This is a genomic window from Nitrososphaerales archaeon (genome assembly GCA_025058425.1).
Lineage (GTDB): Archaea > Thermoproteota > Nitrososphaeria > Nitrososphaerales > JANXEG01 > JANXEG01.
Window position 1 is genome coordinate 1 of the sequence record JANXEG010000040.1, and the last position, 13,166, is coordinate 13,166.

The following is a 13,166-nucleotide window of genomic DNA, read 5'->3' on the forward strand; positions in this document are numbered from 1 at the left end:
TATCCGCAGAAAGGGTGGGGAAGATCATACCGGGTGATGGTTCGACGTACCATAGAGTAAGGTTTACGATCCTCTCATTCTACCCGAAGATACAAGAGATCGTCGAAGGTGAAGTAGTAGAAATTACAGACTTTGGGGCTTTCGTTAGAGTCGGGCCTACCGATTGCCTATTACATTTATCTCAAATAACCGATGATTATCTGACGAGCGATGTTAAGCAGGGAGCGATCATCGCCACTCAGACCAAACGCGTACTTAAAGTGGGCTCGAAGGTGAGGGTGAGAATAATCGCAGTAAGTTTGAGCAGGGGTGTAGCGATGGGCAAGATCGGTGTAACGTGTAGGCAACCATTTTTAGGAGCGCTCGAATGGATCAAGGAAGATATAGAAAGGGCTAGAGGGAAGGTTTCAGAGAAGGAATCGAAGTAAGGGGTCATAAATTATGCCTAAAGAATTTGCATGTAGAAAATGTCATGCATTGACCAACGGTCGCGTATGCCCCGTATGCCACTCTACAGACCTCAGCCCAAACTGGTCCGGATTGGTCATCATCATAAATACTAATGAATCACAGATAGCCAAAGTATTGAATATCAAGACACCGGGGCGTTATGCCTTGAAAGTGACGTAAGTATACAATTCATCATCGATAATGATCGAGTGAAGTTCATGACGAAGGTTTACCAACTCCCTGAAAGGTTAAGGGAAGAATTGAAGAAGCCACTTGGCAGATTGATCGATAATGAGCAGATCACATCAAACTTCTTAGAGCAGATTCGTCATAGTGAACTTATTGTCACTGTAGGAGATGCCACAACCGAACGCCTTATCAGACTGGGATTAATCCCTACGGTACAAGTGGTAGATGGGAGGGAGATGAGGAGTGAAAGGCCGAAGATCCCCATCGCTCATGTAACAGAAATTTACACAGAGAATCCGGCAGGATCCATCTCCGAGGATGCTTTACAAGCGGTGATCAAGGCACTCAAGGCAGAGAAGCCCGTAAGAATATTTGTGAAAGGTGAAGAAGATCTCTTAACTCTACTCATCATCGCACTTTACCCATTAAAAACTTTAGTGCTCTACGGCCAACCGAAGGTCGGTGTAGTCCTTATTCATATCGATAGAGAAAGTAAGGAGAATGCGTTTAGGATTCTTAAAGAAATGGGTCTCGAACTGAACAAAATCGTTAAAAATGATTATAGTTTTTAATTAACACTTGCTGATCGGTGATGGGCCTATTGTCTATTGAAATCTTAAGTGTTGAAGAGAACAGATTGCTCAGAAGGAAGGAGTACGTATGCCGCTTCCCCTCCGCCGCAGGGTTGATCAAAAGGAATGAAGCTGTTGAAGCATTAGCATCCGCTTTAAAGATCGAGAAGGAAAAGGTTTATCTTATAAAATTATCTACAACATCAGGCAGTAGAGATGTGATAGGTACTTTTTACATATACGATGATGAAAAGGACGCAAAGAGGCACCTTCCCAGATACCTTTTTATGAGAATGTTGAGTAAAGAGGAGCGTGAAAAATTAAAAAAGGAAAAGAAGGCGAGTAAGTAGGGATGAATATGTCTGAATCGGAGAAGGCGTCTGAAAAAGCAAGGAAGAAGAAGTCAAACCCACAGGTGTGGAAGTTTTATAGAATCCAAGGTAACAAAGCATTATGCATAAAGAGAGAATGTCCGAGGTGTGGAAAGGGGGTCTTTCTCGCTGAACATGCCGATCGATTCAGCTGTGGAAAGTGTGGTTTTACCCAATTTAAGAAAGGTAGATAAACGCCATGAAGGTTTATTGAACCTTTTTCTTCACGACTTCATTTATCGCTTTAATCGCCTGTGGCATCAGAAGTGTTACGAAGGGTGCAAGGTATCGGTGATCCATAGCCTCATTCACCGTTTCTCTATCACCATACTTTAAATACCCATCTAAGAAGGCTTCGGTAATCCTTTTAACGGTTTGAATATTTAGAGTGAGTTTAGAGGAGTAGTAGAGGAATTCCGCTACATCCCACGCTTTATCACCACCGAGGCTCGCCTGCTCCAGATCTGTAAGGTAAATTTTACCATTAAAGAGTACCGCATTACTCGGCTTGGTATCGCCGAGTGTATAACCCGCTCTATGTGCTATACCGATCGCTTCACCGTACATCTTTACAGCTTCTTCACTACCTCTTCCTTCATACAGATCGTGAATGACCTTACCTAAATTTACACCATCGATGAACTTTGTTACAAGTATCCTATCGTTGAGGATTACTGAAACGATTTCTGGTGTATTCAGGCCGTACCTTCTTAAGGTCCTGATCGCAAAGTATTCTCTGTATAGCCTTGAGATAGGGGCCATATCGAACCTCTTCGCGAAGGCCCATAGACCGAGTAAAGCCCACTTCAAAGATTTGATATCTCTAAACTTCTTTACTACCAACTTCACTACATTGATGCCATCATCTAACGTATAAACTCTCGAGATATTGTATACCTCACCCAACTGCTCTCCTTTGATCAGTCTAAATCCCTTACCAAGGCCTAGTACTTCAGCTACTTGATAGATCCAATCCTCATCATCGATTATCAATAAGCCCTCTTCGATCCTCCACAGATGTTTAGGTTGTCGAAGATTCTCTGGAACTTCGACGATATCTTTAGAACGAGAAATTTTCGAAAGGATTTCCTTAGTTACTACACTAGGCCTTACACGCCCCGCATACGTATGCACCGCATACTGAGTAACACCACGAGTTGCATACGCTATTAAGGATGAGAGTCGGGCCAATTTATTCGCCAGATCCTTACGTGTTACCCTCACTACTCCATCATTATATGAAATCAAACCTTCTTGCTTCAAACTGATCGCAGCGGCTTCAAAGCCCTTTAAAGTAGCCCGAAGATTCTCTTCAGCATAGTTCCCACTGTACGTCTTCACGTAGCTATAAAGGGCAGGAGGGTAGATCGTTGCCCTCTTCTTCAATTTTTCAAATAAAAAGTATTCAAGGGGTAAGATGATTTCGGTGATGAACGGGCCATGTATAGAAGCTATTTCATATAGGGTCTCTAACATCACCCTCTTTTTGTAGGTCGTTTCTACATTCCATAAAAACTCTTCACCAACCAAAGCCTCATAGATATTCAAAAATCTACCTATGACGAACTCTCCCAAAGAAGCCTGATTCGCATCGGCGATCAGGGCATCTCGATCTACGAGCAGAGCAGAAACATTGAGTTCACCTTCTACGTAAGAGTACTTGATTTTATTTCGATAACCTTCTAAGACTACGATCAGATCGTAATCGCTGTTGGGCTTCGCATAACCAGCGACCTTAGAACCGTACGCACAGACGGCAGTTAATCTATTACGTTTTGTAATATTCTCAACTACATTAAGAAGGGTCTGCTTCTCAATCTGATTTAACCTACACACCTTCACTACTTTCTCTCTCCCACTCATTCAATTTACTTACCAATAATGGATCGAACCTTGCATTCAGGATCGATGATATGGGTATTTTAATGGTACCGATTTCAGGAGAGAGTTTGATCATAGGCATCTTCTTTCCGATCCACAGCTTCGCCACCTTTTGATTCAATTTCTCATCGACCAATCCATTGGAGAATCTTCTCTCAATAAGTTTGACCAAAGCCCGATCCTTCAAGACTCGCTTCGCATCGTACAATTTGCTCGAATCGAAGTATCTCGACTCGAAGAGTGTAAAAGGTTGTTCATCCGAAATCGTCTCCAATTTAATGAACCTCCTAACGAGTTCTAGATAATGTAAAAACTCATGGGCTAAGACTGCATGAATCGTGGTCCTTACACTGTGTAAAATTAGAGGTGCTGATAGTTCTACGTAAATCTCTAGACCCCTTTCATCGACCAGAGGGAGTGTCCTTGCATAGAGAATCCCAACTTTTCCAACTTCTACACTACTCGAAACTACGGGGAGGGCCGGCTCGATATAGTACTTGGGGTAGGGGATGCCGGAGGCCCTCTCCACACGTGCCACACCCTCTTCCACATACTTCATCCTCCTCTTGATCCTATTCACGATACTTGGGCGAAGTAGCCCTAAAGACCCTGCCTGTTCAACCTTCGATAGTGGTGTGAAAGGTCGTTGGTTGTATAACAATTCGATCACCTCACCGACCTTATCTGATCGAGCCTCTGCCTAATTATCTGAAGGACTACGTTAGGATCGATCTTACCACCCGATTCTTTCATCACACAACCCATCAGATAATTTATCGCTTTCTCATTCATAAGGGCATCCTTTACCGCCCTTTCATTCTCTTTAAAGACTTTATCCACAACCTGTAAGATATAATCCTGGTCAGAAATCTTCTCCAACCCCTTCCCCTTCACAATTTCGCTCGGCATCTTGCCCGTTGAAACCATCTCTATGAATATAGACTTCGCAAGACTTCTACTGATCACACCATCATCGATAAGGCGTACCAATTCCGCAAAATGATCGGGTTTGACATTCAAAGATTCGATCTCTTTATTCGTATCAGCCAAATAGGCGAGTAAATCACTAGCCAACCAATTCGCGATCTCTCTTGCATTAGGGTATAGTTCGATGCTCTTTTCAAAGAGATCGGCCAAAGCCTTTCTACTAGTTAAAACTTCAGCCGTTTGTGATGGAAGGCCGTACCGATCCATAAATCTTCTTTTACGCGCCTCCGGTAATTCGGGCATCTCGCTCAAAACTTGTTGTATCATTTCATTCGAGATTTCGATAGGTACAAGATCGGGCTCTGGAAAGTACCTATAATCTTCCTCTTCCTCCTTCACCCTTAAGCTGAATGTAACCCTCCTTACATCATCCCAGTGTCTCGTTTCACTCTTCACCTCAATACCTTTCGATACGAGGTTCCTCTGCCTAGTGATTTCAAACCTTAGAGCCCTCTCCACTTCTTTAAAGGATGAAATATTCTTGATTTCGACCCTTCTCCCACCACCAAACGATATATTCGCATCACACCTTATCGCGCCCTCCAAATTCGGATCACATAAACCTAAATGCTCCAGTATAGAACTCAACTTCTGGAGAAAGAGCCTTGCTTCTTTGGGCGAATTCATATCAGGCTCGGTTACGATCTCTATCAGAGCGATACCCGCTCGGTTGTAGTCGATGTAAGTTGTGCTGGAGGATTCGATCGTACCATCGTAACTCAATTTGCCAGTATCTTCTTCCAACTGAATCCTTCGTATATTGATGATCTTACCATCATCCAAACTTAATCGACCTCCCGTTGCTAATGGCATACCACCAGCTTTGTCATATTGAGAAATTTGGAAGTTCTTGGGCATGTCCGGATAAAAGTAGTTCTTTCGATAGAATAGCATCCTCTCAGATATTTTAGCATTTAATGCCAGAGCGATCATCAATGCATACTTTAGTGCTTTTTCATTCAGAACCGGTAATGAACCAGGCATACCAAAGCATACCGGGCAGATGTTGGTATTCGGCCCTTTCCCTCGATAATCTGAAGAGCAATTACAGAATAATTTGCTCTTAAGTTTTGTAAGTTGGCAGTGAACTTCAAGCCCTATCCTTACCAAATCCTCCTTAACCATACACTTCAACCATTTACACTAAAACAATTCTGCTCAAAAGTGTACGCTACTCTAAATAGTAAATCTTCCCTATAAATCTGTGCTATGATCTGCAATCCTATGGGTAGGCCGTGATGAATGCCACAGGGTATAGAGATGGCGGGCAGACCGGTCAGATTGGCAGGTACTGTATCGATATCACACATATACATCTCCAATGGATCTTTCACCTTTTCACCGAGCTTAAAGGGTAAGATCGGCATCGTAGGGCATATCAAAACATCACACTTCTTGAAAGTCTGATCGAACTCCCTTCGAATCAGTGTACGAATCCTCTGAGCCTTTAAGTAGTACTCATGGAAGTATCCGGCTGAGAGTGCGTAGGTTCCGAGGATGATGCGCCTTTTGACTTCCAGACCGAATCCCAACCGCCTATTCTTCGAAAAGACGGTATTCCAATCGTAATTTTTATCCGGGGCTCTAAATCCGTACCTTAAACCATCGTACCTTGCCAGATTCGAACTCGCCTCAGACATCGCGATAATATAATATGTTGGTAAAGCGTATTCGAGCGACTTTATAGATAACTCGGTATAAGAGGCGCCCAAGCCCTCCAAACTCTTGATAGAATCCCACACATACTTTGCCACTACCTCATCTGTACCCTCACCAAAGAACTCTTTCACTACACCTATTCTCAAACCTTTTACATCATCTATCAAGCTCTGAGTATAATCCTTGGATGGATAGGGTAATGATGTGGAGTCTCTTGGATCGTGGCCAGAAATGCAACCAAAGAGGAGTGCACAATCTTTTACATTCTTGGTGATGGGGCCTATCTGCTCCAAACTATTCCCGTAGGATATTAAACCGTATCTACTCACTAAACCGTACGTGCCCTTCAGACCTACGGTACCACAGAAGCTACTTGGACACCTTATCGAGCCGCCTGTATCTGCACCTAAAGCCAGACCCGCTTCATCGGCAGCGATCGCAGATGCACTACCACCAGAGGAGCCTCCCGGAACCCTACTCACATCCCATGGGTTAAATGTAGGTCCGAAGTAGCTATATTCAGTAGTCGAACCCATTCCGAATTCATCCATGTTCGTCTTACCGATGATTATACCACCTTCGCCCTTGATCCTTTCAACCACGGTCGCATCGTATGGCGGTATAAAATTCTCTAGTATACGTGATCCACACGTGGTCCTTATACCTTCTGTGCAGATATTGTCCTTTACAGCTACACCGATACCACAGAGCCTACCTAACTTCTCACCATCCTTGATGGTCTTAATCTTACGATCGATCATCCGTGCTTGAATCAAAGCCGATTCCTTTGTTAGGGTGATGAATGAATGGATTCTGGGCTCTTCATGCTCGATCTTCTCAAAGAGTTTGGCGATGTAATCTTCAGCAGATACTTCTTGCCTCTTTATCTTATCGATGATCTCCGTTGCTGGGAGTTCTAGAATATAACTCTTCATTTCAGATCGCCCTCGGACCTTTTACATACCTTTCTTTCATCTGTGGAACGGTGCTGAGGATTTTATCTGCATCGAAGGTTCTTACTTCATCGGGTCTGAATACATTTACGATATCGACTACGTGATATGTGGGAGGAATGTTCTTCACATCTACCTCGTCGATCTTTTTAAAATACTCTAAAATCTCATTCAGCTGTTCTCTAAATAATGCTTCCTCTTTCTTTGAAAGTTCGATCCTTGCCAGCCAGGCTATATGTTTAATCTCTTTTAAAGTGATCTTCTTTTTGGCCGTAGCTCTACACCCACTTAAGGTACCAATCTGAGCCTATCTCTTGGAAATAGAGTAACCTCTCTTATATTCTCCCTTTGGGTGAGGACCATCATCAACCTTTCCAATCCTAGACCGAAACCCGCATGGGGTGGCATACCGTAATCGAAGAGCTTCAGATGATACTCGAACTGTTGTGGCTTTAAACCTTGCTCCTTCAACCTCTTCATCAATAACCTCTTCGAATTCACTCTCGTACCACCAGATGCTATCTCTATAGAGCCGTGCATAAAATCGAAGGCCTCACAGATCTCTGGATTATCCTCACGTGGCTTTATATAGAAGGGCTTTGATGCTGTAGGCCAATCTGTAATAAAGTAGAATTCGGGGAGCTTTTCTCCCAATACCTTCAAAGCCGGTGTGGAAAGGTCTTCGCCCCATTTGACGAGCTGCTTTTCCTTGTTCAAGATTTCTAAAACCTCGTTGTACGTGTACCGTTTTAATGGTAGATCGGGCACCTTTAACTTTACATTCAATAGATTCAATTCATTTATACACCTCTTCTGTAAAGTTTGAATGACGTACTGGATGAGTTTCGACAACGTAGCCATAACATCCTCATAATTCACATAAGCTTCTTCAATATCGACAGATGTAATCTCAGCCAAATGTCTGAGCGTACGAGACGGTTCGGCTCTAAATACAGGCCCTATCTCAAATACTTTTTCGAATGCTATTGTAAGTTGCTCCTTATACAATTGTGGACTCTGGGCCAAGAAGCCCTCTTTATCGTAGTAGAGTATGGGGAATAACGCTGCACCCCCTTCTGTGGCTGTCGCGATGATTTTAGAAGTATTCACCTCCCAATAACCTTCTTGTAAAAGAAATTCTCTGATCGCCGTTAATACATGATGTCTGATCTTAAAGATCGCTAAATTTACAGGCCTCCTTAAATCGACCGCACGTAGATCTAACCTTTTATCGAGGCTCGGTTGGGTCTTACTGAATAATTGGAAGGGAGGGGTCTTTTGGGCTAGGGCAAGGATCTTTATTTCTTTAGGGATGACTTCCGCACCATGGGGGGCCTTTTCGATACTCCTTACTATCCCCTTTACGGCGATGATCGAGTGTTCACTGAGCCCCCTAACCTTCTTTATAATCGATGGCGAAACTTCATCTTTACGGATGGTGATTTGGAGGATCCCTTCTCTATCTTGTAAGATTAAAAATGTTATCCCTCCCTGTTCACGAATACTCGCAACCCAACCGAAGACCGTAACCTCAGCTCCATCACAACTTGGAGTTATATCTATCGAATAATGGCTCCTCCTCCAACCCTCGAGCTCAGCTAAACGTTTTATCTTCAAATTTTTAACCTCTTTCAATTGAAACGCAAATGCTACGTAATCTTTTAAGAATTTAAGAATATAAGCATATCATCGATTAAATTATGATGCTTTATAAATGCTTCTTAAATATTCTCATATACATCTTTGATTTTGAAAAGGCTTCATCAAGAGCTCTTTGAAAGTACTCTTTATCCTCTTTTCTTAACTCTCTCAATACCTTTGCTGGCTGGCCAATAGCGATACTTTCTTTAGGTATTCTTGTATTCGATGTTACCAAACTGCCAGCGCCTATAATACTACCACGCTCAATATATGCACCATCCAATACTATCGCACCTACACCTACGAGCACTTCATCCTCTATCGTACATCTATGTAATATTGCACCATGGCTTATTAATACCCTTCTACCCAACTTTGAATCTTCAATAAGACAATGGTCTGCAATTACAGATTCATCACCAATCTCGGTCGGATTGATCTCACCCTTCACCAAACTTCCATACCATACTGAAGAATTATCACCGATCCTTACATCACCCATTATTCTCGCATCAGGATCTATAAATGTGTTCGAGCCCAACTTAGGCAATCTTCCATCGATCGCGATGATATTTTTCTCATTATAGGACTTCATATCTACCTCTAAACCTTTTGTAAAGGTAGCTAATCTATTTTTCTAATAATGGTGGATAAGTGTGGTAGAATGAGTAATAAATAAATGATAGCAATGATAGCAGAATCCTCTCCACGGAAGGTGATCTCTATAAATAAGAATAACTTGATTCGATCATGATATTCGATCATCGATCATTGATTATATAAACGCAAAATTTTAAAGCAAAATCTCTTATTAAAAAGAGGAAGATTTATTGTCGTTAAGGGAGAATAAGCTCAGAATCCTAATATCATGTATTACGGTATTTATCGTCATGCTTGGAGTCGGGATTATAAGCCCAATCTTACCCATCTATGCTGAGTCTTTTAATGTCCCGTACTTTATAGCTGGTTTTGTAATATCGGCCTTTGGTCTAGCAAGGCTCGTTAGCGATGTACCTATGGGTTCGTTCGCTGACAGATTTGGTAGAAAGCGAATGATGTTAATGGGTACGATCTTCTTTACGATCTCAGCATCGATCGCTGCATATTCAACAGATATCTACCAGCTCATCTTCTCTAGACTTATTCAAGGCATAGGTGCGGCGATGCTTACTACATCCGCTATGGCTTACATAGGTGATATCGCACCGGCGAATGAAAGAGGACTTTATATGAGTTTTTTCCAAGGAAGCTTCTTTTTAGGTGTAGCTGCTGGGCCCGCCGTTGGGGGATTCATTGTGGAATTGGGCGGCCTTCGTGCACCATTCATCACATTATCGATCCTTGCATTTATCGCTACAATATTCACACAATTTACAGTGCACGAATGTATACAAGTAGATAGAGAAGAGAGAAAATTTCACGTACACTTCAATGAAATAATGAATATGTTGCGTGATAAAAACCTACTTGTACTATATGGTGGATCTATAGTGAGCTTTACCATGGTAGGAGGGTTAAGGAATGTGGCGATCCCCCTCTTCAGTGTAAAAGTAATTCGCCTTTCTAACATCGAGATGGGGGTAATTCTGAGTGTAGCGGCATTTGCAAGTTTTGTGACGATCATCTGTTCTGGATCGTTGCTCGATAAACTTGGACGAAAACCGCTATTAGTGCTCGGATTTTTATTTGCATCGATCTCATGTTATACTTTTATTCACGCCAATAATTTCCTCTCCATGGTTCTCATCGCGCTAATTTATGGTTTCTCGAACGGTATGATTCAACCATCACAGGCAACGATCATCATCGATAAATCGAATTTAAAGTATAGGGGATTATCGGTAGGGCTTTATCGCACATTCAATGATATTGGAATTATCATCGGACCCATCCTTGTTGGTACTCTTTCAGACCATTTTGGCCTTGCATCACCATTTATGTTGGTAGCATTTTTATGCTTAATTGCAGGCCTAATCACTCTTGCTTTCTTATCTTAACCGCTTTGTATCTGAGTCTATATCAAACAATCGATCACTCTACAATAGTAAAAACCTAATGAATTAAATTTCAAAATGTGAATCTTTGGAGATAAATAATTGAATCTGATTAAAGAGATGATCGAATATATCATGGGTTAAGATCGAAAAGAATCGAAAAGATCGAAAGAACAACATCGTATTACTATCGTAAAAGATATTAATACCAATCATTCTATACTTGCATATGCATATACCAGATGGCTTTCTCGATCTTCACATATGTGCAATCACATATTTGGCAACGATCGTCTTTTGGGTATTTGCATTTAGAAGAGCAAGGCAGGTTATCGATGAGAAGCACATACCTTTGATGGCAACTTTAACCGCGATGTTCTTCGCCGCCCAAATGATGAATTATCCAATTATAGGAGGGACTACTGCGCACATCCTTGGAGGGCCTATACTAGCAATAACCTTGGGCCCGTATGCGGGTTTGATTTCAATGAGTATCATCCTCTTGATCCAGACATTCCTGTTCGGTGATGGTGGGATAACCACGTTAGGTGCTAACGTATGGAATATGGGCATAGTAGGTGTCTTCATACCATATATGGTATGCCTCTTAATCTTAAAGATCAAGAGTAGTAAGACCGCTCTATTCATTGGAGTATTCCTCGCCGCGCTCGTAGGTGATGTGTTAGCGGCGATCTTTGCAGGTTTGGAACTGGGGTTATCCACACTCACCTTCCCTTATAGCGTTCCGATAGCTGTAACTGCCATGGGTCTGCACCACTTCGTAATAGGTGTTGGGGAAGGGATCGTGAGCATGGCGATCATCTCAATCCTGCTCAAAGTCAGGCCTGATCTTATGGAGATTCCTAAGATCGCGCCACTTTGGATGGGTGAATTAAGATTCACAACCAAGGTAGGATAGAGGTGTGATCATGTCGAGAATGATCGTTACAGGCATAGCTGTATCGGTCGTATTTGTACTCATTGGGGGACTATGGCTGTATGAATCTGCGGAGACCTTCGATAAACTTGCAGAATTATTTGGAGCAGAAGAGCAGCCCATATATCGGCCACCTCTTCCCGATTATGAAATCCCTGGACTTGAAGGGAATAAGGTAGCGAATATAATCGTTGGTGTATTATCGACACTGTTCGTACTGGGCACAACCCTTATTATAGGTAAAGTTTTGAGAATTAGAAGATGTAGACGATGATCAAAGAATTATTGAAGGCCTTTGAAGATATGGTTTATTCGGAGAGATATCCTTCATTAGATGGATCTTTGCAGAGGATCGATCCAACGGTAAAGCTCTTCATGACCACGATCTTCATAATAACGATAGTCTCGATGATGAAGATCACCCCTTTGATTCTCTTGATGGGCGTTGTACTTTTACTTGCAATTTCGTCCAAACTCCCTTTAAAGAGCTTTTTATTTAGGGTTACATTCTTCATCCCATTATTCGCAGGGATCATCACCCTACCATTACCCTTTATCACACCGGGAAGGGCTTTGGCATCATTCACGATAGCTGGGCTATCGTTAAACCTCACATACGAAGGAATTTACAGGATGATACTCTTCACCTTTAGAGTCTGGCTCTCCGTAGCATTCTTAACTCTTCTCATATCGACTACCAAATTTAATGATATTCTTCACGCATTGAGTAGATTCAAATTACCTCAGATATTCATCATGATGGCATCTATCACCTATAGATTCATCTTCAACTTTATTAATGAAGGGTATAGAATGATTTTGGCGAGGGAGAGCCGCATTACAAGGAAGCAAAGGCGAATGGAAGTGATGAAGACACTCGGTAACATCATCGGAACACTCTTCATTCGCGCCTATGAGCGTGGAGAGCGTGTATACTTTGCCATGCTGGCGAGGGGTTATTCGGGAGAATTAAGATCGGTAAATGGTTTGAAGGTTCATGTAAGAGATTGGGCCTTCGCCATCATCACCATATCGATCTGTAGTGTGGTAATCATGCTCAATTATATAGATTTGGTGATTTGGTAATTTGGTGATGGTGTAATGCTAGAGGTAGCTATTGAGATGAACAATGTAGAGTTCGTATACCCCAATGGTTTAAAAGCGTTGAATGGTGTAAGTTTAAGGATATTTGAAGGAGAGAAGGTTGCGATCCTTGGCCCCAACGGTGCGGGCAAATCTACATTGTTGATGCTGATCAATGGTCTACTCAAACCATCTCGTGGTAACGTTCGTGTCCTGGGCATGTCCGTTGAGGGTAAGAATTTAATGAAGGTAAGAGAGAAGGTAGGTTTTGTCTTTCAAAATCCGGACGATCAACTCTTCTGCCCCACGGTATGGGAGGATGTAATCTTCGGACCTTTGAATATGAGGTTGTCAAAGGAAGAGGTTGAACGTAGAGGTAATGAAGCGCTAAGGGCTGTCGGGATTGAAAATCTTAAAGATAGGGCCCCTCACCATTTAAGTTTAGGCGA

At 42.2% G+C, this 13,166-nt stretch carries 17 protein-coding genes; 10 read left to right on the forward strand and 7 right to left on the reverse strand.

Annotated features, from left to right (window positions below; translation table 11 throughout):
- The 5 genes from NZ896_05035 to NZ896_05055 all read left to right on the forward strand — a co-directional run.
- The coding region (locus NZ896_05035; protein MCS7116819.1) for a DNA-directed RNA polymerase at positions 1–428 on the forward strand (428 nt) is incomplete at its 5' end.
- A gap of 13 nt (positions 429–441) precedes the next feature.
- On the forward strand, positions 442–630 hold the full coding sequence (locus tag NZ896_05040) for a DNA-directed RNA polymerase, subunit E'' (GenBank protein ID MCS7116820.1): 189 nt from the start codon (positions 442–444) through the stop codon (positions 628–630).
- A 38-nt stretch (positions 631–668) separates the two neighbouring features.
- Positions 669–1,211: a DUF359 domain-containing protein gene (locus NZ896_05045; GenBank protein MCS7116821.1), complete on the forward strand. Its 543-nt coding sequence runs from the start codon at positions 669–671 to the stop codon at positions 1,209–1,211.
- 29 nt (positions 1,212–1,240) lie between these two features.
- Entirely contained in the window at positions 1,241–1,561 is a 321-nt protein-coding gene (locus tag NZ896_05050) for a hypothetical protein (GenBank protein ID MCS7116822.1), read from the forward strand.
- Positions 1,562–1,569: 8 nt separating this feature from the next.
- Positions 1,570–1,776 (forward strand): 30S ribosomal protein S27ae, encoded by a 207-nt coding sequence (locus tag NZ896_05055; GenBank protein MCS7116823.1) that lies wholly within the window; start codon positions 1,570–1,572, stop codon positions 1,774–1,776.
- Between the two features lie 13 nt (positions 1,777–1,789).
- Here NZ896_05055 and NZ896_05060 read toward each other — a convergent pair whose 3' ends face one another.
- The 7 genes from NZ896_05060 to NZ896_05090 form a co-directional block, all read right to left on the reverse strand.
- Entirely contained in the window at positions 1,790–3,445 is a 1,656-nt protein-coding gene (locus NZ896_05060) for a hypothetical protein (GenBank protein ID MCS7116824.1), read from the reverse strand.
- Positions 3,411–4,133, reverse strand: a complete 723-nt coding sequence (locus NZ896_05065; GenBank protein ID MCS7116825.1) for a hypothetical protein — start codon at positions 4,131–4,133, stop codon at positions 3,411–3,413. Before NZ896_05065 ends, NZ896_05060 begins: the two co-directional genes overlap by 35 nt.
- Complete coding sequence (gatB, locus tag NZ896_05070; protein ID MCS7116826.1) at positions 4,130–5,575, reverse strand: Asp-tRNA(Asn)/Glu-tRNA(Gln) amidotransferase subunit GatB; 1,446 nt, start codon at positions 5,573–5,575, stop codon at positions 4,130–4,132. Before gatB ends, NZ896_05065 begins: the two co-directional genes overlap by 4 nt.
- Positions 5,576–5,580: 5 nt before the next feature.
- Positions 5,581–7,044, reverse strand: a complete 1,464-nt coding sequence (gene gatA / locus NZ896_05075) for an Asp-tRNA(Asn)/Glu-tRNA(Gln) amidotransferase subunit GatA (GenBank protein MCS7116827.1) — start codon at positions 7,042–7,044, stop codon at positions 5,581–5,583.
- A gap of 1 nt (position 7,045) precedes the next feature.
- Complete coding sequence (gatC, locus tag NZ896_05080; protein ID MCS7116828.1) at positions 7,046–7,321, reverse strand: Asp-tRNA(Asn)/Glu-tRNA(Gln) amidotransferase subunit GatC; 276 nt, start codon at positions 7,319–7,321, stop codon at positions 7,046–7,048.
- A 29-nt stretch (positions 7,322–7,350) separates the two neighbouring features.
- On the reverse strand, positions 7,351–8,679 hold the full coding sequence (gene aspS / locus NZ896_05085; GenBank protein MCS7116829.1) for an aspartate--tRNA(Asn) ligase: 1,329 nt from the start codon (positions 8,677–8,679) through the stop codon (positions 7,351–7,353).
- Positions 8,680–8,770: 91 nt separating this feature from the next.
- Positions 8,771–9,298 carry a gamma carbonic anhydrase family protein gene (locus NZ896_05090; GenBank protein MCS7116830.1) on the reverse strand — a complete coding sequence of 176 codons (528 nt, stop codon included), beginning with the start codon at positions 9,296–9,298 and terminating at the stop codon, positions 8,771–8,773.
- Positions 9,299–9,533: 235 nt separating this feature from the next.
- Here NZ896_05090 and NZ896_05095 point away from each other — a divergent pair, with 235 nt between their 5' ends.
- The 5 genes from NZ896_05095 to NZ896_05115 all read left to right on the forward strand — a co-directional run.
- Positions 9,534–10,700 carry an MFS transporter gene (locus tag NZ896_05095; protein ID MCS7116831.1) on the forward strand — a complete coding sequence of 389 codons (1,167 nt, stop codon included), beginning with the start codon at positions 9,534–9,536 and terminating at the stop codon, positions 10,698–10,700.
- Positions 10,701–10,926: 226 nt separating this feature from the next.
- A complete protein-coding gene (locus tag NZ896_05100; GenBank protein MCS7116832.1) occupies positions 10,927–11,616 on the forward strand; it encodes an energy-coupling factor ABC transporter permease in 690 nt (229 codons plus the stop codon).
- A gap of 10 nt (positions 11,617–11,626) precedes the next feature.
- Positions 11,627–11,908 carry a hypothetical protein gene (locus NZ896_05105; GenBank protein MCS7116833.1) on the forward strand — a complete coding sequence of 94 codons (282 nt, stop codon included), beginning with the start codon at positions 11,627–11,629 and terminating at the stop codon, positions 11,906–11,908.
- A complete protein-coding gene (gene cbiQ, locus NZ896_05110) occupies positions 11,905–12,720 on the forward strand; it encodes a cobalt ECF transporter T component CbiQ (GenBank protein MCS7116834.1) in 816 nt (271 codons plus the stop codon). The genes NZ896_05105 and cbiQ overlap by 4 nt, the downstream gene beginning before the upstream one ends.
- A 15-nt stretch (positions 12,721–12,735) precedes the next feature.
- A partial coding sequence (locus NZ896_05115) for an ATP-binding cassette domain-containing protein (GenBank protein MCS7116835.1) occupies positions 12,736–13,166 on the forward strand: 431 nt, incomplete at its 3' end.

Coding starts and splice junctions, on each gene's coding strand:
- NZ896_05040 (MCS7116820.1), top strand. CDS start 442: ATGCCTAAAGAATTTGCATGTAGAAAATGTCATGCATTGACCAACGGT.
- NZ896_05045 (MCS7116821.1), top strand. CDS start 669: ATGACGAAGGTTTACCAACTCCCTGAAAGGTTAAGGGAAGAATTGAAG.
- NZ896_05055 (MCS7116823.1), top strand. CDS start 1,570: ATGTCTGAATCGGAGAAGGCGTCTGAAAAAGCAAGGAAGAAGAAGTCA.
- NZ896_05060 (MCS7116824.1), bottom strand. CDS start 3,445: ATGAGTGGGAGAGAGAAAGTAGTGAAGGTGTGTAGGTTAAATCAGATT.
- gatB (MCS7116826.1), bottom strand. CDS start 5,575: ATGGTTAAGGAGGATTTGGTAAGGATAGGGCTTGAAGTTCACTGCCAA.
- gatA (MCS7116827.1), bottom strand. CDS start 7,044: ATGAAGAGTTATATTCTAGAACTCCCAGCAACGGAGATCATCGATAAG.
- NZ896_05090 (MCS7116830.1), bottom strand. CDS start 9,298: ATGAAGTCCTATAATGAGAAAAATATCATCGCGATCGATGGAAGATTG.
- NZ896_05100 (MCS7116832.1), top strand. CDS start 10,927: ATGCATATACCAGATGGCTTTCTCGATCTTCACATATGTGCAATCACA.
- NZ896_05105 (MCS7116833.1), top strand. CDS start 11,627: ATGTCGAGAATGATCGTTACAGGCATAGCTGTATCGGTCGTATTTGTA.
- cbiQ (MCS7116834.1), top strand. CDS start 11,905: ATGATCAAAGAATTATTGAAGGCCTTTGAAGATATGGTTTATTCGGAG.